General features: G+C 73.8%; 17 protein-coding genes and 1 pseudogene. 4 read left to right on the top strand and 14 right to left on the bottom strand.

Going from position 1 to position 21685, the window contains the following annotated elements; genetic code table 11:
- Positions 1–63 precede the first annotated feature (63 nt).
- Together araA and BLU42_RS03055 are read right to left on the bottom strand one after the other, a co-directional pair.
- Positions 64–1587: an L-arabinose isomerase gene (gene araA / locus BLU42_RS03060; protein ID WP_091073205.1), complete on the bottom strand. Its 1524-nt coding sequence runs from the start codon at positions 1585–1587 to the stop codon at positions 64–66.
- A 64-nt stretch (positions 1588–1651) separates the two neighbouring features.
- The gene (locus BLU42_RS03055) at positions 1652–2371 is read right to left on the bottom strand and encodes an L-ribulose-5-phosphate 4-epimerase (RefSeq protein ID WP_091073204.1); all 720 of its coding nucleotides are present in this window, start codon (positions 2369–2371) and stop codon (positions 1652–1654) included.
- A 218-nt stretch (positions 2372–2589) separates the two neighbouring features.
- Between BLU42_RS03055 and BLU42_RS03050 the strand changes: the two are divergent.
- Positions 2590–3611: pseudogene (locus tag BLU42_RS03050) on the top strand (LacI family DNA-binding transcriptional regulator).
- 12 nt (positions 3612–3623) lie between these two features.
- On the opposite strand, the gene BLU42_RS03045 reads toward BLU42_RS03050, so the two are convergent.
- From BLU42_RS03045 to BLU42_RS03030, 4 genes are all read right to left on the bottom strand, one after another.
- Positions 3624–5021 (bottom strand): FAD-dependent oxidoreductase, encoded by a 1398-nt coding sequence (locus BLU42_RS03045; RefSeq protein ID WP_197680590.1) that lies wholly within the window; start codon positions 5019–5021, stop codon positions 3624–3626.
- A gap of 17 nt (positions 5022–5038) precedes the next feature.
- A complete protein-coding gene (locus tag BLU42_RS03040; RefSeq protein ID WP_197680589.1) occupies positions 5039–8356 on the bottom strand; it encodes an Rne/Rng family ribonuclease in 3318 nt (1105 codons plus the stop codon).
- A gap of 296 nt (positions 8357–8652) precedes the next feature.
- On the bottom strand, positions 8653–9372 hold the full coding sequence (locus tag BLU42_RS03035; RefSeq protein WP_157719739.1) for a TIGR03936 family radical SAM-associated protein: 720 nt from the start codon (positions 9370–9372) through the stop codon (positions 8653–8655).
- A gap of 51 nt (positions 9373–9423) precedes the next feature.
- The gene (locus BLU42_RS03030; RefSeq protein WP_091073203.1) at positions 9424–10290 is read right to left on the bottom strand and encodes an oxidoreductase; all 867 of its coding nucleotides are present in this window, start codon (positions 10288–10290) and stop codon (positions 9424–9426) included.
- A 112-nt stretch (positions 10291–10402) separates the two neighbouring features.
- Here BLU42_RS03030 and BLU42_RS03025 point away from each other — a divergent pair, with 112 nt between their 5' ends.
- Complete coding sequence (locus tag BLU42_RS03025) at positions 10403–10858, top strand: winged helix-turn-helix transcriptional regulator (RefSeq protein ID WP_231918413.1); 456 nt, start codon at positions 10403–10405, stop codon at positions 10856–10858.
- A gap of 19 nt (positions 10859–10877) precedes the next feature.
- Here BLU42_RS03025 and BLU42_RS03020 read toward each other — a convergent pair whose 3' ends face one another.
- Together BLU42_RS03020 and BLU42_RS03015 are read right to left on the bottom strand one after the other, a co-directional pair.
- On the bottom strand, positions 10878–11525 hold the full coding sequence (locus BLU42_RS03020) for a pyridoxamine 5'-phosphate oxidase family protein (protein WP_091073201.1): 648 nt from the start codon (positions 11523–11525) through the stop codon (positions 10878–10880).
- A 9-nt stretch (positions 11526–11534) separates the two neighbouring features.
- Complete coding sequence (locus BLU42_RS03015) at positions 11535–13532, bottom strand: TIGR03960 family B12-binding radical SAM protein (protein ID WP_091073200.1); 1998 nt, start codon at positions 13530–13532, stop codon at positions 11535–11537.
- A gap of 104 nt (positions 13533–13636) precedes the next feature.
- Between BLU42_RS03015 and BLU42_RS03010 the strand changes: the two genes are divergently transcribed.
- Both BLU42_RS03010 and BLU42_RS03005 read left to right on the top strand, forming a co-directional pair.
- Complete coding sequence (locus BLU42_RS03010) at positions 13637–14470, top strand: alpha/beta fold hydrolase (RefSeq protein ID WP_091073199.1); 834 nt, start codon at positions 13637–13639, stop codon at positions 14468–14470.
- On the top strand, positions 14463–15056 hold the full coding sequence (locus BLU42_RS03005) for a TetR-like C-terminal domain-containing protein (protein WP_091073198.1): 594 nt from the start codon (positions 14463–14465) through the stop codon (positions 15054–15056). Before BLU42_RS03010 ends, BLU42_RS03005 begins: the two co-directional genes overlap by 8 nt.
- On the opposite strand, the gene mnhG is transcribed toward BLU42_RS03005, so the two are convergent.
- Genes mnhG through BLU42_RS02975 form a run of 6 tightly spaced genes read right to left on the bottom strand, consistent with a single transcriptional unit; the run spans position 15049 to position 21661 of the window.
- Positions 15049–15480 carry a monovalent cation/H(+) antiporter subunit G gene (gene mnhG / locus BLU42_RS03000; RefSeq protein WP_091073197.1) on the bottom strand — a complete coding sequence of 144 codons (432 nt, stop codon included), beginning with the start codon at positions 15478–15480 and terminating at the stop codon, positions 15049–15051. The genes BLU42_RS03005 and mnhG overlap by 8 nt on opposite strands.
- Complete coding sequence (locus tag BLU42_RS02995; RefSeq protein WP_172825741.1) at positions 15477–15806, bottom strand: monovalent cation/H+ antiporter complex subunit F; 330 nt, start codon at positions 15804–15806, stop codon at positions 15477–15479. Before BLU42_RS02995 ends, mnhG begins: the two co-directional genes overlap by 4 nt.
- Complete coding sequence (locus BLU42_RS02990) at positions 15803–16369, bottom strand: Na+/H+ antiporter subunit E (protein ID WP_091073196.1); 567 nt, start codon at positions 16367–16369, stop codon at positions 15803–15805. The genes BLU42_RS02995 and BLU42_RS02990 overlap by 4 nt, the downstream gene beginning before the upstream one ends.
- Positions 16366–18024 carry a Na+/H+ antiporter subunit D gene (locus BLU42_RS02985; protein WP_091073195.1) on the bottom strand — a complete coding sequence of 553 codons (1659 nt, stop codon included), beginning with the start codon at positions 18022–18024 and terminating at the stop codon, positions 16366–16368. Before BLU42_RS02985 ends, BLU42_RS02990 begins: the two co-directional genes overlap by 4 nt.
- Complete coding sequence (locus BLU42_RS02980; protein ID WP_091073194.1) at positions 18021–18665, bottom strand: Na(+)/H(+) antiporter subunit C; 645 nt, start codon at positions 18663–18665, stop codon at positions 18021–18023. Before BLU42_RS02980 ends, BLU42_RS02985 begins: the two co-directional genes overlap by 4 nt.
- Positions 18662–21661, bottom strand: coding sequence for a Na+/H+ antiporter subunit A (locus BLU42_RS02975; RefSeq protein WP_091073193.1), 3000 nt, complete (start codon positions 21659–21661; stop codon positions 18662–18664). The genes BLU42_RS02980 and BLU42_RS02975 overlap by 4 nt, the downstream gene beginning before the upstream one ends.
- Between the last annotated feature and the right edge of the window lie 24 nt (positions 21662–21685).

Raw genomic sequence — 21685 nt, 5'->3', positions numbered from 1 at the left:
GAGGTTCCTTCCGTGTTTTCCCTGGGTGGTGCCGGCGGCGCCGCTGGTGCGGCGCCGTCGTGCTCAGAAGCCCGCCGCGAGGCGGTGGTAGGCGTTGTTCCAGCGCAGCTCGTCGCGGAACCGGCGGGGGCTGGTCTCGCCGTCGATGACGACGAGCTCGACGCCGAGGGCCTCGGCGAAGTCGTCCATCACCGCGGTGCCGACGGCGAGGGACAGCACGCTGTGGTGCGGGCCGCCGGCCATGATCCAGCACTCGGCCGAGGTCGGCAGGTCGGGCTTGGGCTCCCAGACCGCGCGGGCGACGGGCAGCTTCGGCAGCGGCTCGTCGGGAGCCGTCACGTCGATCTCGTTGAGCACGAGGCGGAAACGGTCTCCGAGGTCGCAGATGCCGACCACCACGGCCGGGCCGGCCGCGGCGTCGAAGACCAGGCGGACCGGGTCCTCGCGGTCGCCGATGCCCAGCGGGTGGATCTCCACGCGCGGCTTGGCCGCCGCGATGCTCGGGCAGACCTCGAGCATGTGCGAGCCGAGGATCTTCTGCGTCCCCGGGGCCAGGTGGTAGGTGTAGTCCTCCATGAAGGACGTGCCCCCGGTCGCGGGCACCGCGCCGCCGGCCATGGCCTTCATCGTGTGCAGCATGACCGAGGTCTTCCAGTCGCCCTCGCCGCCGAAGCCGTAGCCCTCGGCCATCAGCCGCTGCACGGCGAGGCCGGGGAGCTGGCGCAGCCCGCCGAGGTCCTCGAAGTTGGTCACGAAGGCGCCGAAGCCGCCGGCGGTGAGGAAGTTGCGCATGCCGGCCTCGATGCGCGCGCCGTAGCGCAGCGACTCGTGGCGGTCCCCGCCCGGGAGCAGCTCGGGGGCGATCTCGTACTCGTCGCCGTACGCCTGCACGAGCTGGTCGACCTCGGCGTCGCTGGCCTCGTCGACCGCCGCGACCAGGGCGTTCACCCCGTACGCGTTGACCGAGACCCCGAAGACGCGCTCGGCCTCGACCTTGTCGCCCTCGGTGACGGCGACGTCGCGCATGTTGTCGCCGAAGCGGGCCAGCTTGAGCGAGCGCACGGCGGCGACGCCGAGGGCGGCGCGCTGCCAGTCGGCGACCTTGCGCTGCACGTCGGGGTTGCGCACGTGGCCGACGACGGTCTTGCGGCGCACGCCGAGGCGGGTCTGGACGTAGCCGAACTCCCGGTCGCCGTGGGCGGCCTGGTTGAGGTTCATGAAGTCCATGTCGATCTCGGACCACGGCAGCGACTCGTTGGCCTGCGTGTGCAGGTGCAGCAACGGGGTCTGCAGGGCGTCGAGGCCGGTGATCCACATCTTCGCCGGGGAGAAGGTGTGCATCCACGCCACGAGCCCGACGCAGTCGGGGTCGGCGTTGGCGGCGAGGACGGTGCGGTGGATCGAGCCCGAGTCGGTGAGCACCGGCTTCCACTCGACCCGGACCGGGAGCGCGCCCGACTCGTTCAGCTGGCGCACGACCTCCTGCGACTGCTGCTCGACCTGCGCGACGATCTCGGGGCCGTAGAGGCCCTGGCTGCCGGTGAGGAACCAGACGACGGGGGCGGACGTGGACGAGGGGGCGGGCAACGGTGCTCCTTGGAGGGGTTCGTGCGGTGGTGGGGACCGGGTCGGGCTGTCGGCGGGCCGAGGCTCAGCGCTGGCCGTAGACGTTCTGGTAGCGGTCGTAGAGGGCGTCGATCTTGGACTGCTCGATGGGCAGCGGGTCGCCGAGCTGGCGCGACACGTGCACCGTGCGGGCGACCTCCTCGACCAGCACGGCGGCCTTGACCGCCGCCTTCGCCGACGCGCCGATCGTGAAGGGCCCGTGGTTCTGCATGAGCACGGCCTTGGAGCGGTGCCCGCGGAGGGTGTCCACGATCCCCCGCCCGATGGAGTCGTCGCCGATGATCGCGAATGGCCCGATCGGCACCTCGCCGCCGAACTCGTCGGCCATCATCGTCAGCACGCAGGGGATGGCCTCGCCGCGCGCGGCCCACGCCGTCGCGTAGGTCGAGTGGGTGTGCACGACGCCGTGGACCTCGGGCATGTGCGCGTAGACGTAGGCGTGGGCGGCGGTGTCGGAGGACGGGGAGCGCTCCCCCTCGACGAGGCGGCCCTCGAGGTCGCAGACGACCATGTTCTCGGGGGTGAGGTCGTCGTAGCCGACGCCGGACGGCTTGATCACCAGCAGGTCGTGGCCGGGGACGCGCGCGGACACGTTGCCCGCGGTCCACACGACCAGCTCGTTGCGCGGCAGCTCGGCGTGCAGCGCCGCGACCTCGGCACGGGCGGCGTCGACCGCCGCACGGGCCTCGGGTCCGACGCCCGACGCTCCACCTGCGGTCGGCGCGCTGCTCTGCACCTGCACCATCTCGACGTCTCCTGCTGCTCGTCCTGCTTGCCGTGGGCCCGCTCGACCGTCGTCACCCTCGGCATCGACGTCGATGTGAGCGATAACATGACACCGCGCGGGAACGGTGTCAAGTCGGCTGGCCCGACCGCTCCTGCCCGGCGCCGGACGAGGGTACACCGGATGTTTGCGATAACATCCAGGCGCATCGACCAGGGCGGTCGTCGGGAGGGGGCAGCATGGCGCGCACCGACGCCCGGGTGTCGTCCCCGACGATCTTCGACGTCGCCCGGCTCGCCGGCGTCTCCCACCAGACCGTCTCGCGCGTGATCAACAACCACGTCAGCGTCCGGGCCAGCACCCGCGAACGCGTTCGGCTCGCGGTCGACCAGCTCGGCTACCGGCCCAACGCGGCCGCACGGGCGATGGTCGGCGGACGGTCGCGCAGCATCGGGCTGATCACGACCGGTTCGTCCGACTACGGGCCCACGAGCACCGTCCTCGGGCTGCTCTCCGCCGCCCGGGCCGCCGACTACTCCACCCCCCTCGCGACGGCCGCCGACACCGAGCCCGAGTCGATCCGCGCGGCGGTGGACCTCGTGCTGGCCCAGCACGTGGAGGCGCTCGTGGTGGTCGCCTCGCGCGTGCGCACCCTCGACGCCGTCGCCGCGCTCAACCTCCGGGTCCCCGTGGTCGTCGTCGAGTCCGGCGGACGCACGACGCACCCCTCCCTCTCGATCGACCAGCACGCGGGCGCACGGACCGCGACGGAGCACCTGATCGGTCTCGGCCACCGCGAGATCGCCCACGTGGCCGGACCGGTCGACGCGATGGACGCGACCGAGCGCACCCGCGGCTGGCGCGACGCCATGGCCGAGCACGGGCTCGTCGCGCGACCTCCCCTCGAGGGCGACTGGACGCCGGGGTCCGGCTACCGCATCGGTCAGGTGCTGGCGCGCCAGCGCCCGACGCTCACCGCGCTGTTCGTCGCGAACGACCAGATGGCGCTCGGGTGCGTCCACGCGCTCTCCGAGCTGGGGATCCGCGTCCCGGACGACGTCAGCGTGGTCGGCTTCGACGACATCCCGAGGCCGCCCACTTCGCCCCGCCGCTGACCACGGTGCGGCAGGACTTCCACCGGCTCGGCACCGAGGCGCTCACGACCGTGCTCGCCCTGCTCGAGGACCGCGAGGTCGCCCCCGACTCACGGCTCGCGTCGAGCCTGGTCGTCCGCGCCTCGACGGCCCCGGCCTCCCGCTGAGGCGCCGCCGCGTCAGCCCGGTGGCTGCTCGTCGGCCGCGGCGAGCAGCTCTCCCCGGTGGGCGAGCGTGGTGCGCGGGCGACCGTGCTCCTGGCCGCGCGCGATCTCGGCCGCGTCGATGCGGTGCCACTCGGGCATGCCGAGCGGGTGCAGGCCGCGCCCGGCGAGCAGCCCCGACAACGCCTCCGGCGACGCCGACGGCTGCAGCGTCCCCACCTCCACGTCGTCGAGCAGCGACGCGACGGTCTCGACCGCGTCGGAGCGGTTCGTGCCGATCACGCCGGTCGGGCCGCGCTTGATCCAGCCCGTCACGTACTCCCCCGTCGAGAAGGCGCCGTCGCGGATCACCCGGCCCTCGGAGTGCGGGATCCGCCCGGTCCGCTCGTCGTACGGGACGCCCGCGAGCCGCAGGCCGCGGTAGCCGACGGCGCGGACCACGAGCTGCGCCGGAATCGTCCAGGCGTCCCCGACGGGGCGGACGAGGCCCTCGGCGTCGATCGCCGAGCGCGTCACCTGCACGCCCTCGACCCGGTCGGTCCCGGCCACCCCGAGCGGGCTGGTCCAGAAGTGCAGGTGCACGCGGTGCCGCGCCCCGCCGGTCGGGCGCTGCGCCCACTCGGCCATCACGGCGAGGTTGCGCGCGGCGACCCGGTCGGTCTCGGCGACGAGCCGGCTCGACTCGTCGAGGACCAGGTCGGCCGGGTCGAGCACGACGTCGAGGTCGTCGAGCTCCCCGAGCTCGCGCAGCTCCTTGGTCGTGAAGGCCGTGTACGCGGGCCCCCGCCGGGCGAGCACGTGCACGTCGGTGACGGTGCGGGAGCCCAGCGCGGCGAGGACCTCGTCGGGCATGTCGGTGGCCGCCAGCTCGTCGACGCCGCGGACGAGCACCCGCACGACGTCGAGCGCGACGTTGCCGGCGCCCACGACGACGACCTCGCGCGCCGTGGAGAGCAGGCCCGGCACCCAGGGGTGCCCGGCTGCGGCGCTCCCGTCGTCGGGGTGGACGTCGGGGTGCCCGGTGTACCAGGTCACCAGCTCGGGTGCCGCGACGCTGCCGGGCAGGTCCTCCCCGGGGATGCCGAGGCGGCGGTCGCTGCCGGCGCCGTACGCGTAGACGACCGCGTCCACGCTCGCCCGGAGCTCCTCGACGCTCAGGTCACGACCGACCTGGACGTCGCCGTAGAAGGTGACGCCGGCCGCGTCGAGGGTGCGCTCGAGCGTGCCGCGGATCGAGCGGATCGAGGGGTGGTCGGGCGCCACGCCGTAGCGCACGAGGCCGAAGGGCACCGGGAGCCGGTCGAGGACCGCGACGCGCACGTCGAGGTCCTCGGACCGGGACCGGCGGGTCAGCGCCTCCGCGGCGTAGACGCCGGACGGACCGGCACCCACGACCGCGACGACCAGGTGCACCTCCGACCCGCCTCAGGTCAGCGGTCGGACTCGCCGGTCAGGGCCGGCTGCGCCTCGTCGGCCGGCACGGGCTCGTCGGCCGGCACGGGCTCGTCGGCCGGGACGGGCTCGTCGGGCTGCACGGGCTCGCCGCCCGCGTCGACCTGTCGTGCCTCGTCGGTCTGGGCGTCCTCGCCGTGCTCCTCGACCGGCTCCTCCGCCGGCACGTCGGCCTGCCCGTCGGCCTGCTCGTCGAGCGTCGTCGGCGCCTCCTCGGGCACGGACGTGCCGTGCTCCTCGTCGGGGCCGGCCGGAGCCTCCGTCTCGGCCGTCACCACGAGCGCCTCCTGGACCTCCGCCTCGACGGCCGGTGCGTCGTCGACGACCACCCGTGAGCCGGCGGCGACCTCGGCGATGGCGTGCTGGACCGCGGCCCGGATGGCCGGGTCGGTGCCGCCCGACGGGGTCTCCTCGACCACCGGCTCGTCGTTCCCGCGCCGACCGCGGCCACGGCCACGCCCGGAGCGACCCGAGCCGTTGCCGCCCGAGCCGTTGTCACCGGAGCCGTTGCCACCCGAGCCGTTGCCACCGGAGCGGCTGCCGCCGGAGCCGTTGCCCGAGCCGTTCGCGGCGCCGGAGCTGCGGTCGTCGGAGCTGTGGTCGTGGGAACCGTGGTCGTGGTGCCCGTTGCCGCCGTTGCCGCCGCCGCGGCGCGAACCGCGCTGCTCGCGGGCTCCTCCGTCGGCCTGACGCTGGCTCTCGACCGGCTCGTCGTGGATCTCGTAGCCGCGGCCGTGGCAGTGCGGGCACTCCATGCCGAACGCCTCGAGGAGCCCGGTGCCGATCTTCTTGCGGGTCATCTGCACCAGCCCGAGGCTCGTCACCTCGGCCACCTGGTGCCGTGTGCGGTCGCGGCCGAGGCACTCGACGAGGCGGCGCAGCAGGAGCTCGCGGTTGGCCGGGAGCACCATGTCGATGAAGTCGATGACGATGATGCCGCCGATGTCACGGAGCCGGAGCTGCCGCACGATCTCCTCGGCCGCCTCGAGGTTGTTGCTCGTGACCGTCGCCTCGAGGTTGCCGCCGCTGCCGGTGAACTTGCCGGTGTTGACGTCGACGACCGTCATGGCCTCGGTGCGGTCGATCACCAGCGAGCCGCCCGAGGGCAGGAAGACCTTGCGCTCGAGCGCCTTGGCGATCTGCTCGTCGATCCGGTAGCGCGCGAAGGCGTCGTCGTCCTCGTGGGCCGGCTCGTAGCGCCGGAGCCGGTCGGCCAGGTGCGGCGCGACGTGCTGGACGTAGGCGTCGATCGCCTCGTACGCGTCGTCGGGACCCGAGCTGCCCGACACGATCAGCTCGGAGAAGTCCTCGGTGAAGAGGTCGCGGACGATGCGCAGGGTGAGGTCCGGCTCGCCGTACAGCAGCTGCGGGGCCTGGCCCTTGGAGACCTTGGCCTCGATGTCGGACCACTGCGCCTTGAGCCGGTTGACGTCGCGGACCAGCTCCTCCTCGCTCGCGCCCTCGGCAGCCGTGCGGACGATGACGCTGGCCTCGCCGACGAGCCCCGAGAGGATGTCCTTGAGGCGCTTGCGCTCGTTCTCCGGCAGCTTGCGGGAGATGCCCGACAGGTGCCCGGCGGGGGCGTAGACGATGTAGCGCCCCGGGATCGAGACGTGGTTCGTGAGGCGGGCGCCCTTGGCCCCGACCGGGTCCTTGGTGACCTGCACGAGGACGGTCTGGCCCGACTTGAGGACCTTCTCGACCTTGCGGTTCTGGCCCTGGGCGCCGAAGGAGTCCCAGTCGACCTCGCCGGCGTAGATCACGGCGTTGCGGCCGCGACCGATGTCGACGAACGCCGCCTCCATGCTCGGCAGGACGTTCTGCACGCGGCCGAGGTAGACGTTGCCGATCAGCGACGTGGCCGACTCGCGGTCGACGTAGTGCTCCACGAGGATGTCGTCCTCGAGCACGGCGATCTGGGTGAGCGTGTCACCCGCCGAGTCCTGACGCTGGCGGATGATCATCCGACGCGTGACGGCCTCGCGGCGGGCCAGGAACTCGGCCTCGCTGAGGATCGGCGCGCGGCGCCGGCCGGCCTCGCGGCCCTCGCGGCGGCGCTGGCGCTTGGCCTCCATGCGGGTCGACCCGGAGATGCCGGTGACCTGGTCCTCGGCCGACTTCTCCGCGCGGGACGACTTGCGCGGCTCGCGCACCCGGACGACCACCTCGGTGGGGTCGTCGGGCGCCGAGCCGGTGTCCTCGCCACGGCGACGACGACGGCGGCGGCGACGACGGGTGCCGTCGCCCTCCTCGCCGGACTCGTCCGCACCGTTGTCGTCGTCCCCGGCGTCGGACTGCTCGCCCGCCGCGTCGTCGGGACCGGTGGCCGCGGCCGCCGGCTCGTCGGAGTCATCGTCGGCCTCGTCGGAGCCGTCCGTGCCCTCGGCACCGTCCGGCCCGTCGGAGTCACCCGTACGGCGGCGGCGCCGGCCACCGCGGCGGCGCCGGCGACGGCGGCTGCCGTCGTCGCCCTCGCTGCTGGCGTCGGTGTCGTCCGCGGCGTCCTCGTCCTCGTCGGGCTGCTCGGCCCCGTCGGCCTGCTCGACCCCGTCGGGCTGGGCGCCGGGCTCGTCGGTGTCGTCGGTCTCGCCCACCGCGTCGAGCGCGGCAGCGGTCTCGTCGTCCTCGGCCTGCTCGTCCTCGGCCTGCTCGCCCTCGGTCACGACCGGGACCTCGTCCACGGGCGCAGTCACGACCGTGGCGGTGTCGCCCTCGAGGGCGCTCGGGGCTTCGGTCGCGGCGGTGCCGGCCGCGCTCGGCGCCTCGTCGGGCACCGTCGGCTGGACGGCCTCGGCGAGGAGGTCGTCGGCGTCGGTCTCGGCGGCCGGAGCCGGGGCGGCCTTGCGCGCACGACGGCGGGCCGGGCGGGCCGGCGGCTCGGCCTGCGCCTCGGCGGCGGGTGCCTCCTCGGCCGGAGCCTCGGCCACCGGGGACTGAGCGGCCTTGCGGGTACGGCGGCGAGCCGGTCGCGCCTCGGGCTCCGGTGCGGTCTCCGCGACGGGCTCGGCCGGCGTGACGGGGCCCGGCGCGTCGGCCGCGCGCTCGCTGCCCGCACCCTGGTCGAGCAGGGCGTCGAGGCGGTCGGCGACCGGGTTCGAGACGGGGTCGGGGCTGGTGCTGGTGGCGGGCTCGAGGCCGCCGGCCGGCGGCTCGGCGTCCGGGGCCGGGGTGGCGGCGACCGGCGCGGCCGGCGGGCCCGCGGGGCGGCTCGCGGCGCGACGGCGGCGGGGCGCGGGCGAGGCCTGCTGCCCGTCCGTGGGGGTGGTCTGCTGTGCGTCGGGCTCGTTGTCGAGCACTCGATCTCCATTCGCGACGCGCTCGCGCGCGTCGGTGTCGGTCGCCCTCCGGCGTAGCCGGGAGGGACGGAAGCCTGCGTGGGACGGCGCCGCGCACGAAGGACCCGCGGTCAGGCCGGGCCGGTGTGGCCGCCCGTCGCGGTGGAGCTCCGTGGTCTCGCGGGGTCACGGGCTGTCACCCCGCGACCTGGTGTCGCCACGACCAGGGCGCCTGCTGAGGCCTCCCGGTCGAGGCAAGTATCCCACACGGGCCCCAAGGGCCCGGACTGCTCGGCTGCGCGCCGTGGGGACGGCGCTCAGACGGACGCGGCGTGGTGACGCGGGTCGGCGATCTCGCCGGAGCCCGGGTCGAGGACGCCCTGGCTCAGCCGCGTGAGCACCGGCGGGTCCGGCAGCACCAGGCTCTCGCGCACCGCGACCAGGGCGGTGAGCACGTCGTCGGGGCGCACGAGCGGTGTCGTGTGGTGCATGACGAGGTCCAGCCCGTCGCCGGAGGCGGTGGCCGAGACCACGCAGCCCCGGGCGTCGAACGTCCGCAGCCCGTTCTTGGTCATCCGCTGCACCTCGACCTCGGTGCGGCCGAGGAAGGTGGCCAGGGCCGCGGCGAGCTCATCGGGGTCGGCGCCGGGCAGCCGTACGGACCAGTGCGACCCGGTGAGCCGGTCGGCCAGCGCGCCCGTCGGGGCCTCCCAGACCTCGACGACGTCGAGCCCGGAGGGCAGTGCGGCGTTCAGCGCGTCGCGCACCCGGTCCGCGTCGCACGGCGTGGTCAGGCCGATCTCGCAGTACTCGGCCTCGCTCGCCGCGCCCGTCGGGGCCGCGTTGGCGTACGAGATCCGCGGGTGCGGCGAGAAGCCGGAGGAGTAGGCCATCGGGACCTCCGCCCGGCGCAGCGCCCGCTCGAAGGCCCGGCTGAAGTCCCGACTGCTGGTGAAGCGGGCACGGCCGCGCTTGGCGTAGCGGATGCGCAGCCGCTGCACGGGTGGCGCCTGCTGCTCCGGCTGCTGTCGGGCCATGGCCGCGACCCTACGTGGGCCCGACCGGTGGCAGCACCCCGAGACCGCGGCTCAGAGGTGGTCGAGCTCCTCGACGTCAGAGGCGGAGAGCGTCAGGCCGGCTCCGGCGATGTTCGCGTGCAGGTGCTCGACCGACGAGGTCCCGGGGATGAGCAGGACGTTGGGCGAGCGCTGCAGGAGCCAGGCGAGGGCGACGGCCATCGGGGTGGCACCCAGCCGGGCGGCGACCCCTGCGAGGGTTGCCGACTGCAGCGGGCTGAAGCCGCCGAGCGGGAAGAACGGCACGTACGCGATCCCCTCCGCCGCGAGGTGGTCGACGAGGACGTCGTCCTCGCGGTGCGCGAGGTTGTAGAGGTTCTGCACGCACACGACGGGGGCGATCACGCGGGCCTCCGCCACCTGGGCGCCGGTCGCGTTGCTCACGCCGAGGTGACGGACGAGCCCCTGCTGCTGGAGCTCCGCGAGCGTCTCGAACGCCGCGGCCAGCGAACCGTCACGCGGTCCTTGCGCGTCACCCACCCGCAGGTTGACGAGGTCGAGGACGTCGAGCCCGAGGCTGTCGAGGTTGTCGTGGACCTGGCGGCGCAGCTCCTCGGGGGTCCGGGCCGTCGGCCAGCCGCCCTGCGCGTCCCTGCGCGCGCCGACCTTCGTGACGACGTGGACCGGGTCCGGGTAGGGGTGCAGCGCCTCCCTGATGAGCTCGTTGGTCACCAGCGGCCCGTACGCCGCGCTCGTGTCGATGTGCGTGATCCCCGCCTCCACGGCCGCGCGGAGGACGGCCACGGCCCCGGCCGGGTCGGCGGGCGGCCCCATCACCCCCGGGCCGGCGAGCTGCATCGCCCCGTAGCCGAACCGGGTGACGGTGAGGTCGCCGAGCGAGGTCGTGCCGCCGGGGAGCGTGGACGTGGTGGTGCTCATGGGACTGGCCTTCCGAGAGGTGCTGCGCGGAGCCGGGCGGCTCGTGCACCATGGTTCTCGACGCGCTCTCCACGGGGAAGCAGGCACCTGGAAGTGCGTAGACCCCTCAGAGGTGAGCGAGGACGCGATGGTGACGCAGACGGCAGCCCAGCGCCGGGAACAGGCGAAGGTCGAGTACGACGCCTTCCTGGCCCAGTGCCCCAGCCGGGCCCTGCTCGACCGGATCTCGGACAAGTGGGTCGTGCTGGTCCTCTGCGCCCTCGGCGGCGAGGGCGGCAGGACCGAGGGGACCCCCGCGGCCGGGCCGGCGCCCCTGCGCTACTCCGAGCTCGCCCGTCGGCTGGCCGGGGTCAGCCAGAAGATGCTCACCCAGACGCTGCGCTCGCTCGAGCGGGACGGGCTCGTCACGCGCGACGTGACCCCCACCGTGCCGGTGACCGTGGCGTACGCGTTGACCGACCTCGGCCTGTCGCTGCGTGAGGTCGCCCAGGGGTTGCGGGTGTGGGCCCAGGCGAACATGGGCGAGGTCCTGACGAACCGCGACGCCTACGACGCGCGGACGTCCTGACGCCGGACGGGCACGCTCCTCAGTAGAGCTGCTCGGCGTACGCGGGGCCGTAGTGGGCCTCGACCTCGGCGAGGGTCTGGTCCTTGCGCTCGAAGGTGTGCGAGAAGACCGCGCGGCTCGGGACCGCGTCGGGCTCCCAGGTCTCGGGGTGCCACAGCCGGGAGCGCAGGAACGCCTTGGAGCAGTGCGTGAAGACCTCGTCGACGTCGACGACGAGCCCGAGGATCGGACGGCGTCCCTTGACGGCCACCTCGTCGAACCAGGGGGCGTCGGACACCAGCCGGGCGCGGCCGTTGACCCGGAGCGTGTCGTCGCGGCCGGGGACCATGAACAGCAGCCCGACGTGCGGGTTGGACAGGACGTTCCTGTAGCCGTCGACGCGCCGGTTGCCCGGCCGCTCGGCGATGGCGATGGTCACCTCGTCGATCACGTGCACGAGCTGTCCGGCCGGGTCACCCTTCGGCGAGGCGTCCAGGTTGCCGTCGGCGTCGGAGGTCGCGAGCACGCAGAAGGGCGACGCCTCCAGCCACTGGCGGTGCAGCTCGTGCAGCCGGTCCTGGACCTTGTGCGCCGCGACCTCGTTGGGCTCCCCCACCACCGCGACGAGCTCGTCGAGCGTGCGGACGGGGGTCTCGGCGGCGGGACCGGGCGGGGCGACGGCGACCATGCCCGCAGCCTAGGGCGTGGAGGCCCCGGCGGCCGAGGGAGTTGTCTCCAGCGTCACGCCCTGCCGCACCCCGGCGATGGGCAGCAGCGTGCGGCCCGTCGGGCCGATCTGGATCGAGGTGTCCATCTGCGGGCAGACCCCGCAGTCGAAGCACGGCGTCCAGCGGCAGTCCTCGACCTCGCGCTCGTCGAGGGCGTCCTGCCAGTCCTCCCACAGCCACTCCCGGTCGAGGCCGGAGTCGAGGTGGTCCCAGGGCAGGACCTCGTTGTGGTCGCGCTCGCGGGTCGTGTACCAGCCGACGTCGACCCCGGTGCCGGCCAGCGCCTCGTCCGCGCAGCGCATCCAGCGCTCGTAGGAGAAGTGCTCGCTCCAGCCGTCGAAGCGGCCGCCGTCGCGCCACACCGTCTCGATGATCCTGCCCACCCGCCGGTCGCCGCGGCTGAGCAGCCCCTCGACCACGCCGGGCTTGCCGTCGTGGTAGCGGAAGCCGATCGCCTTGCCGTACTGGCGGTCGGACTGCACCGAGGCCCGCAGCTGGCGCAGCCGGTCGTCGATCACGTCGGCGTCGCACTGCGCGGCCCACTGGAAGGGGGTGTGCGGCTTGGGCACGAAGCCGCCGATGCTCACCGTGCAGCGGATGTCGCGCCGCCCGCTGACCTTGCGGCCGGTGTCGATCACCCGGCGCACCAGCTCCCCGATGGCGAGCACGTCCTCGTCGGTCTCGGTCGGGAGGCCGCACATGAAGTAGAGCTTGACCTGGCGCCAGCCGCTCGCGTACGCGGCGGAGACGGTGCGGATCAGGTCCTCGTCGGTGACCATCTTGTTGATCACCTGGCGCAGCCGCTGCGAACCGCCCTCGGGCGCGAAGGTCAGCCCGGAGCGCCGCCCGTTGCGTGAGAGCTCGTTGGCCAGGTCGATGTTGAAGGCGTCGACCCGGGTGCTCGGGAGCGAGAGCGAGACGTTGGTGCCGTCGTAGCGGTCGGCGAGCTGGTGGGCGACCTCGCCGATCTCGGAGTGGTCGGCGCTGGAGAGGCTGAGCAGGCCCACCTCCTCCAGCCCGGTCGCCTCGATCCCGGCGGCGACCATGGAGCCGATCGTCTCGATGCTGCGCTCGCGGACCGGGCGGGTGATCATCCCGGCCTGGCAGAAGCGGCAGCCGCGCGTGCACCCGCGGAAGATCTCCACCGAGTAGCGCTCGTGCACCGTCTCGGCCATCGGCACGAGCGGCTTCTTGGGGTAGGGCCACGCGTCGAGGTCCATGAGCGTGTGCTTGCGGACCGTGTACGGGACGCCGCTGCGGTTGGGCGCGATGCGCCGGATCCGGCCGTCGGGCAGGTAGTCGGTGTCGTAGAACTTCGGGACGTAGACGCCGCCGCTCGCCGCGAGCCGCATCAGCAGCCCGTCGCGGCCCTCCGGACGGCCCTCGGCCTTCCACTCGCGGATGACCTCCGAGATCGCGAGCGCGATCTCCTCCCCGTCGCCCAGCACCGCGGCGTCGACGAAGTCGGCGATCGGCTCGGGGTTGAACGCCGCGTGCCCGCCGGCCAGGACGATCGGGTCGTGCTCGCGGCGGTCGACCGCGTGCAGCGGGATGCCGGCCAGGTCGAGCTCGGTGAGCATGTTCGTGTAGCCGAGCTCGGTGGCGAAGCTCAGGCCGAAGACGTCGAACGCACCGACGGGCCGGTGCCCGTCGAGGGTGAACTGCGGCACGCCGCGCTCGCGCATCAGGGCCTCCATGTCGCCCCACACCGCGTACGTGCGCTCGGCCAGGATCCAGTCGCGCTCGTTGAGCACCTCGTAGAGGATCGCGACGCCCTGGTTGGGCAGGCCGACCTCGTACGCGTCCGGGTAGGACAGGCACCAGCGCACGTCGGTCGACCCCCAGTCCTTGACGACGCTGTTCAGCTCGCCGCCGACGTACTGGACGGGCTTGCTGACGCGCGCGAGCAGGGGCTCGATGCGCTCGAAGAGCGATTCCGGGCTGGGTGCGTGCTCGAGGACGGTCATGGTGCGACCCAGCCTAACGGCGCTCGGCCGGGAGGGCCTTGACCTCGGTTGGCTAATACTATTAGCCCTTGCTCTAACAACGTGAGCCACACGATCGGAGCACCGTGCACGACACCCTGACCATCGGCACCCGGACCCTCGCCTACGAGGTCGCCGGCGAGGGACCCCTCGTCGTGCTCGCCCACGGGCTCGGCGACAGCCGGCACTCCTACCGCTTCGTGGTCCCGGCGCTCGTCGAGGCGGGCTACCGCGTCGCGAACCTCGACCTCCGCGGGTGCGGCGACTCGAGCACCGGCTGGGACGGCTACAGCCGCACCGACATCGCGGACGACCTGGTGGTCCTGGTCCGCCACCTCGGCGGCCCGGCCGTGCTGGTCGGGCAGTCGATCAGCGGCGGCGCGGTGACGATCGCCGCGGCGAGCGCGCCGGAGCTGGTCGTCGGTGCGGTCGAGCTCGCTCCCTTCACGCGCAAGGTCTCCTACTCCCTCGGCGGGCTGCTGCGGGTCCCGCGCTACCGCCGCGGCTTCGTGCTGCTGGCCCGCACGCTCCTCGGCAGCCGGTCGGCCTGGGAGGGCTACCTCGATCTCGCCTACCCCACCAAGCCGGCCGACTGGGACGCCGAGCTGGGCCGCATCGATGCCAGGCTCACCGACCCCGCGCGGATGAAGGTGCTGCAGGCGATGTGCCGGGCCAACCCGTCGGACGCCGCGGCGCGGTTGGGCGAGGTCCGCTGCCCCGTCCTGGTCGTCGAGGGCGACCTCGACCCCGACTTCGTCGACCCGCGGGCCGAGGGCCGGGCGGTCCTCGCGGACCTGCCGGACGGTCTGGGCGAGCTCGTGGTCCTGCCCGGTGTCGGCCACTACCCGCACGCCCAGGCGCCCGAGGCGCTGCTCGAGGCCGTCCTGCCCTTCCTCGACCGCGTGCTGCCGCGTGCCTAGGGCGGGGCTCGACACCGCCGCGGTCACCGCCGCGGCGGCGGCGCTGGCCGACGAGGTCGGGCTCGGCGGGCTGAGCATGGGGCTGCTGGCCGAGCGGCTGGGGGTCCGGACGCCGTCGCTCTACAAGCACGTCGCCAACCAGGCCGACCTCCTCCACCGGGTCGCCGTGCTGGCGGCGGTGGAGCTCGGCGACGCCCTGCGCGACGCGACCCAGGGCCGGGCCGGGACCGACGCCCTCGAGGCGGCGGCGCAGGCGATGCGGGCGTACGTGACCCAGCACCCCGGGCGCTACGCCGCCGGCAACGCGGTCCCTCCGACCGGGCCCGAGGACCCCCTCACCGTCGCCGTGGACCGGGTGCTCCGCTCCTTCTCGGCGGTGCTGCGCGGCTACGCGCTGCCGCGCGAGCAGGAGACGCACGCCCTGCGGACCGTACGCAGCACGCTGCACGGCTTCGCGGTGCTGGAGGCCGAGGGCGGGTTCCGCTTCGCCACGGACGTGGACGCCAGCTTCGCCTGGCTCGTCCGGCTCCTCGACGAGGGGCTGCGGGCCTCGGGCGGGACCGCCGGACGAGAGGGGTCTAGCTGAGGCGGCGGTCGTCGCCCTCGGCGGCATCCGGGTCCTGCTCGTCCTCGGGCGCCGGCCCGAGGCGGAAGCCGGCCGCCTCCAGGTCCCGGGCGAGGTCGTCGCGGACCAGCAGCTCGTGGCGGACCTGGTCGGTCCGGTAGACCGTGCGGCCCACCAGGTGGGCCGAGACCGGCGCCGTCGCCAGCTGGAACGCGGCGACCAGCACGAGCGTGCCGAAGGACGCCCAGCTGCGCAGCGACACCTCGACCCCCGCGGCCAGGACGATCAGCCCGAGGGTCTGCGGCTTGGTCGCCGCGTGCATGCGCGAGACGACGTCGGGGAAGCGCAGCAGGCCGAGCGCGGCGGCGAAGCAGAGGAAGCAGCCGACCAGGACGAGGAACGCGCCCAGCAGGTCCAGGACGTCGGCGACGGACGACCCGGTCACTGGGCACCGTCCTTCGGCCGGGTGCCCGGGTCCTCCCAGCGGACCGCCTTGTCCCGCTCGGCGACGAAGCGCGCGATGCTGACCGCGCCGGCGAAGCCCAGCAGCGACAGCACGAGCATGATCGGCAGGGTCGTCGTGTGGTCGTTCACGATCGCCTCGGCGGCGAGGGTCGCGATGACGACGGCGACGAGCACGTCGGCCGCGACGACACGGTCGAGGCTGCTCGGCCCGCGCGCCATCCGGGCCACGGTCATCGACGCGGCCGCGACGAGCAGCACGGCGCCGATCCCGACCATCACCAGCACGGCCACCTGCACGGGGCTCATCGGCGCCCCACCCCCGCTCTCCGGTCGGTCGGGCGCGCGGCCTCGGCGTCGAGCGCGGCGATCTCCTCGTCGCTGCCGAAGGCGCGCAGCACCCGCTCCTCGGAGTCGAGCACGTCCTGCTCGGCCCGGCGCAGCTTGTCGGGGTCGACGGTGTCGAGGGCGTGGATGTAGAGGGTGCTCTCGGCCCGCCGCACCTCGACCACGAGGCTGCCGGGCACCAGGGACACCAGCTCCGTGGTCAGGGTCAGGATCAGGTCGGAGCGGGTGCGCAGCCGGACCCGGATGATGGCGCTGCGCGGCGTCCGGCGGGCGAAGGACAGCGCGACGACCCGGACGCTGGACACCACGAGGTCCTGCGCCAGCCGGCCGACCAGCCGGGCCAGCGCGACCGGGCGGACCCGCCCGGCGCGCTCGATCCGCGGCAGCGGGAAGACGAGGGACACCAGCAGCGCCAGCAGCACGCCCGTCAGCACGACGAACAGCGAGATGCGCTCCCACAGCAGCACCCAGGTCACCGTCAGGACCACGACGGCCGCCAGGCTCGGCCGGCGTCGCGCCCTCATCGCACGCCCTCGGGCAGGACCGCGCGCACGTACGCCGCGCCGCCGAGCAGGTCGGTGGCGGCGCGCTCGGAGTAGCCGTAGAGCGGGCCGGCGACGACGGTGATCCCGACGCCGACCAGCACGAGCACCACGGTCGTCGCGACCATCGGCCACGGCATCCGCCGACCGGTGGAGAGCTCCTCGGCGCCCTCGTCCTGCTGCATCGTCGTGCCGGGCTCCTCCTCGAGGTCGCCCGAGGCGGCCTCGGTCGCGCTCGTCCCGGAGGCCGTCCCCGCCGGCTGCTCGGCGACCTGCTCCACCGTCTCGACCCCGACCGTCTCCAGCTCGTCGGCCTCGGTCTGCAGCGGGCGCCAGAAGGCGCGGTTCCAGACCTTGGCCATCGCGTAGAGGGTGAGCAGGCTGGTCACGACGCCCCCGCCGACGAGCAGGTAGGCCAGGAAGCCACCGTGCTGCACACCCGCGTCGAGCAGGCCGACCTTGCCGATGAAGCCGGAGAACGGCGGGATCCCGGCCAGGTTCATGGCGGGGACGAAGAAGAGGATGCCGAGCACGGGCGACAGCGCGGCGAGCCCGCCGAGCTTGGTCAGCGACGTGCTGCCCGCGCGCACCTCGACCAGCCCGAGCACGAGGAACAGCGTCGTCTGGATGGTGATGTGGTGCGCGGTGTAGAAGATCGCGCCGGCGTAGCCCGCCGTGGTCGCCAGCGCGACGCCGAACACCATGTAACCGATGTGGCTGACCAGGGTGAACGACAGCATCCGCTTGACCTCGGTCTGGGCGATCGCGCCGAGGATGCCCACGACCATGGTGATGAGCGCGGCCCACATCAGCAGGCGGGTGAGCGGGCTGTCGGGGAAGAGCACCGACTGCGTCCGGATGATCGCGTAGACGCCGACCTTGGTCAGCAGGCCCGCGAACACCGCCGTCACCGGCGCGGGCGCGGTCGGGTAGGAGTCCGGCAGCCAGGCCGACATCGGGAAGACCGCGGCCTTGATCGAGAAGACGGTGAGCAGCAGCAGCTGCAGCACCAGCGACACCTCCGGCGGCAGCTCGGCGAGCCGGCCCTGGAGCTGGGCGAAGTTCACCGTGCCCGTCGCGGCGTACACGGCGGCGATCGCCACCAGGAACAGCGTCGAGGACAGCAGGCTGACCAGCACGTACGTGCTGCCGGCGCGCACCCGCTCCCCCGTGCCGCCCAGCGTCAGCAGCACGTACGAGGCGAAGAGCAGCATCTCGAAGCCGACGAAGAGGTTGAACAGGTCACCGGCGAGGAAGGCGTTGGACACGCCCGCGGAGAGCACGAGGAAGGTCGGGTAGAAGATCGAGATCGGCGTCTCGCGCCGGCGCTCCGCCTCGGGCGCACCCATCGAGAAGAGCAGCACCGACAGCGTGACCACCGAGGACACGAGCAGCATCAGAGCGCTCAGCCGGTCGGCGACGAGCGCGATGCCCAGCGGCTGCGGCCAGTTGCCGACCCAGAGCACGATCGGGCCGTGCGCGTCGGTCAGCCACACGAGCAGGGCGGCGACCGTGGTCACGCTGGCCAGCGCCGTCGCGGCGACGACGCGCTGAACGCGGGGGCGGCGGTTCAGGGCGAGCGCCAGCCCGGCGCCGAGCAGCGGCAGCAGGACCGGCAGCGGGAGCAGGTTGTTCACGAGCCGTCCTCCTCGGGGGTGCGTCGGGCGCCGGACAGGTAGCCGGGCGGTGGTTCGCCGGGGGCGCGGACCGCGACCGGCGCCTTGGGCGTCTCGGCGGGCGTCTCCGGCTCGGGCTCCTGGTCGGTCTCGCCCTCGGTGCTGTTCTCGAAGCCGGCCGGGTCTGCGTCGGAGGACTCCGGATCGGCGGTGACCCGCTCCCCCTCCTGCTCGCCGGTGGCCTGGCCCTCCTCGTCGGGGTGGCCCTCGTCGTCGGGCTCGTAGCTGCCGGAGGTCTCGTCGTCGAGCGCCAGGCGCCGGATCGCGGAGTCCTCGACGTCGTCGGAGACCTCGTCGTTGCCGGCGATCTGGAAGCTCCGGTAGGCCAGGGTCAGCAGGAAGGCGGTGACGGCCAGGGTGATGACGATCGCGGTGAGCACGAAGGCCTGCGGCAGCGGGTCGCTCATGTCCCGCGGTTCGGTGACCCCGGTGATCGGCGCGCCCCCGGCCGCTCCGCTGGCCACGAGGAAGAGCACGTTGACCCCGTTCGAGGCGAGCAGGACGCCGACCAGGATGCGGGTCAGCGAGCGCTCGAGCACCAGGTAGACCCCGGCCGCGACGAGGACCCCGGCCACGAGGGCGAGGGTGAGGTTCGGGCTCACGGCGCACCCACCGGGCTCGACCCGCGCTCCGGCATCGGCGCGCGCCGGGACGGCCTGGCCGTCGTCTCGTGGGGGTGCGGGGCCGGCGCGCGGTCCTCGGCCTCGTGGGTGTCGATGCCCGAGCCGAGGCTGCGCGCGAGGTCGAGCATGACGCCGTTGACGATGAGGTAGATGCCGATATCGAAGAAGACCGAGGTCACCAGGTGCGGGGAGCCCATGACCGCCAGCTCGCCGAACGGCGTCCGGACCGCCTCCAGCGCCCCGAAGTCGACGGAGATGTCGTAGCTCTGGCCGATGCGCCCGCCGATGACCACCGGCGCGAGCAACCCCAGCGCAGCCAGGGCGAGCCCACCGCCGAGCACCTTGCCCGCGTCCACCGGCGCCGCCTCGTCCAGCTCGCGGCTCCCGGCCGCGAGGTAGCGGACCATCAGCGCCATCCCGGCCACCAGGCCGCCGGCGAACCCGCCGCCGGGTGCGTTGTGGCCCGCGACGAGCAGGTAGACCGAGACGACGATCATCACCGGGAACAGCACCCGGGTCACGACCTCGAAGACGATCGAGCGGCGCGTCGGGGACAGGGTCTCCCCGCCGCGGAGCCAGACCGTACGGCCCACCGCGCCGCCCCCGGTCGGCGCCTCCGGGCGCACGGGGCGCGCGGAGTAGCGGCTGCGGAGGAAGATCAGGCTGGCCACGCCGGTCGCCGCGACCACGAGCACCGCGACCTCGCCCATGGTGTCCCAGGAGCGGATGTCGACCAGCGTCACGTTCACGACGTTCTTGCCGTAGCCGAAGGTGTAGGCGACCTCGGGGTAGGTGATCGAGACCGGCACCGCGACCCGCGCGCCCGCCGCGACGAGGGCGATGCCGACCACCACACCGCCGACGAGCAGCGCGACGACCAGGCGCCACCAGCGGCTCGACGAGAGCGGGCGGGTGGTGAAGTACTTCGGCAGCTTGCGCAGCACCAGCGAGAAGATCACCAGGGTGACGGTCTCGACGAGGACCTGGGTCAGCGCCAGGTCGGGGGCTCCGTGCAGCAGGAACAGCACCGCGACGCCGTAGCCCGTGACACCGGCGAGCATGACCGCGCGCAGCCGCCCGCGGGACGTGGCGGCGGTGATCGCCGCGACGGCCATCACCGCACCGGCCAGCAGCTGGGCCGGGCTGTCGAAGAGGCGGACGGTCGGCCAGTCCCGCACCAGGAGCAGCGCACCGCCGGGGAAGACGACGAGCACCGCGAGGATCGAGGTGAGGTAGACCGGCACCGAACCGCGCTGGGTCACTGCCGTGGTCTCGACCGAGAGCCGGTCCAGGCCGCGCATGATGCGCTGGTAGGCGGTCTCGGCCTCGTACGGCGCCGGGAAGGTCGACTGGGCGCGGGCGATGAACGCGCGCTGCCAGAAGAGCACGACGCCGCCGGCGACGGCGAGCGCGGACATCAGCAGCGGGACGCTGAAGCCGTGCCACAGCGCGATCCCGTGGCTCTCCTCGCCGACGGCGAAGGCGTCGACGTAGCCGGCGAAGCCCTCGGTCAGCTGGCGGCCGACGAAGCCGCCGGCCAGGCAGAGCAGTCCCAGCAGCACCGGGGCGGCCGCGAACCCGGCCGGCACCGGGTGGCAGGCGGTGACGGGCCGGTCCTGGCCGCTGGCGTCGAGGAAGTAGGCGTCGCGCTTGCCCACGAAGGCGCCCCACCAGAAGCGCAGCGTGTAGGCCACCGTCAGCGCCGAGCCGGCGACGAGCGTCGCCGCGAGCAGCGCGGCGGGCAGCGGGGCCACGGCCGTGCCGTCCCCGCCGACCAGGTAGGTCAGGCTCTCGAACCCGGCCTCCTTGGCCGTGAACCCCAGCGTCGGCGGGAGCGCGGCCATCGAGGCCCCGGCCAGGAGCGCGGCTCCCGCCACCACTGGCATGCGCCGGCCGACGCCGCTCAGGCGGCGCAGGTCGCGGGTGCCGGTGCTGTGGTCGACGATCCCCACCACGAGGAAGAGCGTCGACTTGAACAGCGCGTGGGCGACCAGCAGGGCCAGCCCACCCAGGGCGGCCGAGCGGGTGCCGATGCCGCACAGCACCATCAGGAAGCCCAGCTGGCTCACCGTGCCGTACGCGAGCAGGACCTTGATGTCGTACTGCCGCAGCGAGCGCCAGCCGCCGAGGATCATCGTGGCCGCGCCGAGCGTGAGCAGGACCGGCCGCCACCCGGGGGTCTGCGCGAAGACCGGGGCGAGGACGGCGACGAGGTAGACGCCCGCCTTGACCATGGCCGCGGCGTGCAGGTAGGCGCTGACCGGCGTCGGCGCGGCCATCGCGCCGGGCAGCCAGAAGTGGAAGGGCACCAGGGCCGACTTCGTCAGGGCGCCGACGAGCAGCAGCATCACCGCGGTCACCACGTACGCCGAACCGACCCCGCCCGCGGCGGCCGCGTCGAGGACGCCCGACAGCGAGAAGGTGTCGTAGCGGACGCCGAGCAGGACGATGCCGGTCAGCATGGCCAGGCCACCGAAGGTGGTCACGATCAGCGCGGTGAGCGCGGCGCGGCGGTTCGCCGCGAACCGCGGGTTGTGGCCGACCAGCAGGTAGCTGAAGACGGTGGTGAGCTCCCAGAAGACGTAGAGCCCGATCAGGTCGTCGGAGGTGACGAGCCCGGTCATCGCGCCGGCGAAGGCCAGGAGCACGGCCCCGGTGCGCAGCGGCGGCTCGTCGTGGGAGAAGTAGAAGCGGCAGTAGAAGAGCACCAGGGCGCCGATGCCGCTGACCACGAGGGTCAGGACCCACTGCAGCAGCCCCATCCGGAAGCTGACGTCGATCCCGAGGGCGGGGATCCAGGCGAAGCGTTCGCTGACGACGCCCCCGGCGAGCACCGTCGGGCCCTGCAGCGCGGTCCACACCGCGGTCGCCGCCGGCACCAGCGCGAGGACGTAGAAGGCCCGGCACCGCAGGGCGCGCAGGAGCCACGGCGCCACGAGGGCGACACCGAGGTGCACGGCGAGCAGCAGGGTCACAGGGGTCCTCGTCGGTGGGCGGCG

The sequence above is a fragment of the Microlunatus sagamiharensis genome, assembly GCF_900105785.1.
Taxonomy (GTDB): domain Bacteria; phylum Actinomycetota; class Actinomycetes; order Propionibacteriales; family Propionibacteriaceae; genus Microlunatus; species Microlunatus sagamiharensis.
This window is presented reverse-complemented; position numbering and strand designations above follow the sequence as displayed.

Coding starts and splice junctions, on each gene's coding strand:
- BLU42_RS03015 (WP_091073200.1), bottom strand. CDS start 13,532: ATGACCGTCCTCGAGCACGCACCCAGCCCGGAATCGCTCTTCGAGCGC.
- BLU42_RS02990 (WP_091073196.1), bottom strand. CDS start 16,369: ATGAGGGCGCGACGCCGGCCGAGCCTGGCGGCCGTCGTGGTCCTGACG.
- BLU42_RS03020 (WP_091073201.1), bottom strand. CDS start 11,525: ATGGTCGCCGTCGCCCCGCCCGGTCCCGCCGCCGAGACCCCCGTCCGC.
- BLU42_RS02995 (WP_172825741.1), bottom strand. CDS start 15,806: ATGAGCCCCGTGCAGGTGGCCGTGCTGGTGATGGTCGGGATCGGCGCC.
- BLU42_RS03055 (WP_091073204.1), bottom strand. CDS start 2,371: ATGGTGCAGGTGCAGAGCAGCGCGCCGACCGCAGGTGGAGCGTCGGGC.
- BLU42_RS03035 (WP_157719739.1), bottom strand. CDS start 9,372: ATGGCCCGACAGCAGCCGGAGCAGCAGGCGCCACCCGTGCAGCGGCTG.
- BLU42_RS03030 (WP_091073203.1), bottom strand. CDS start 10,290: ATGAGCACCACCACGTCCACGCTCCCCGGCGGCACGACCTCGCTCGGC.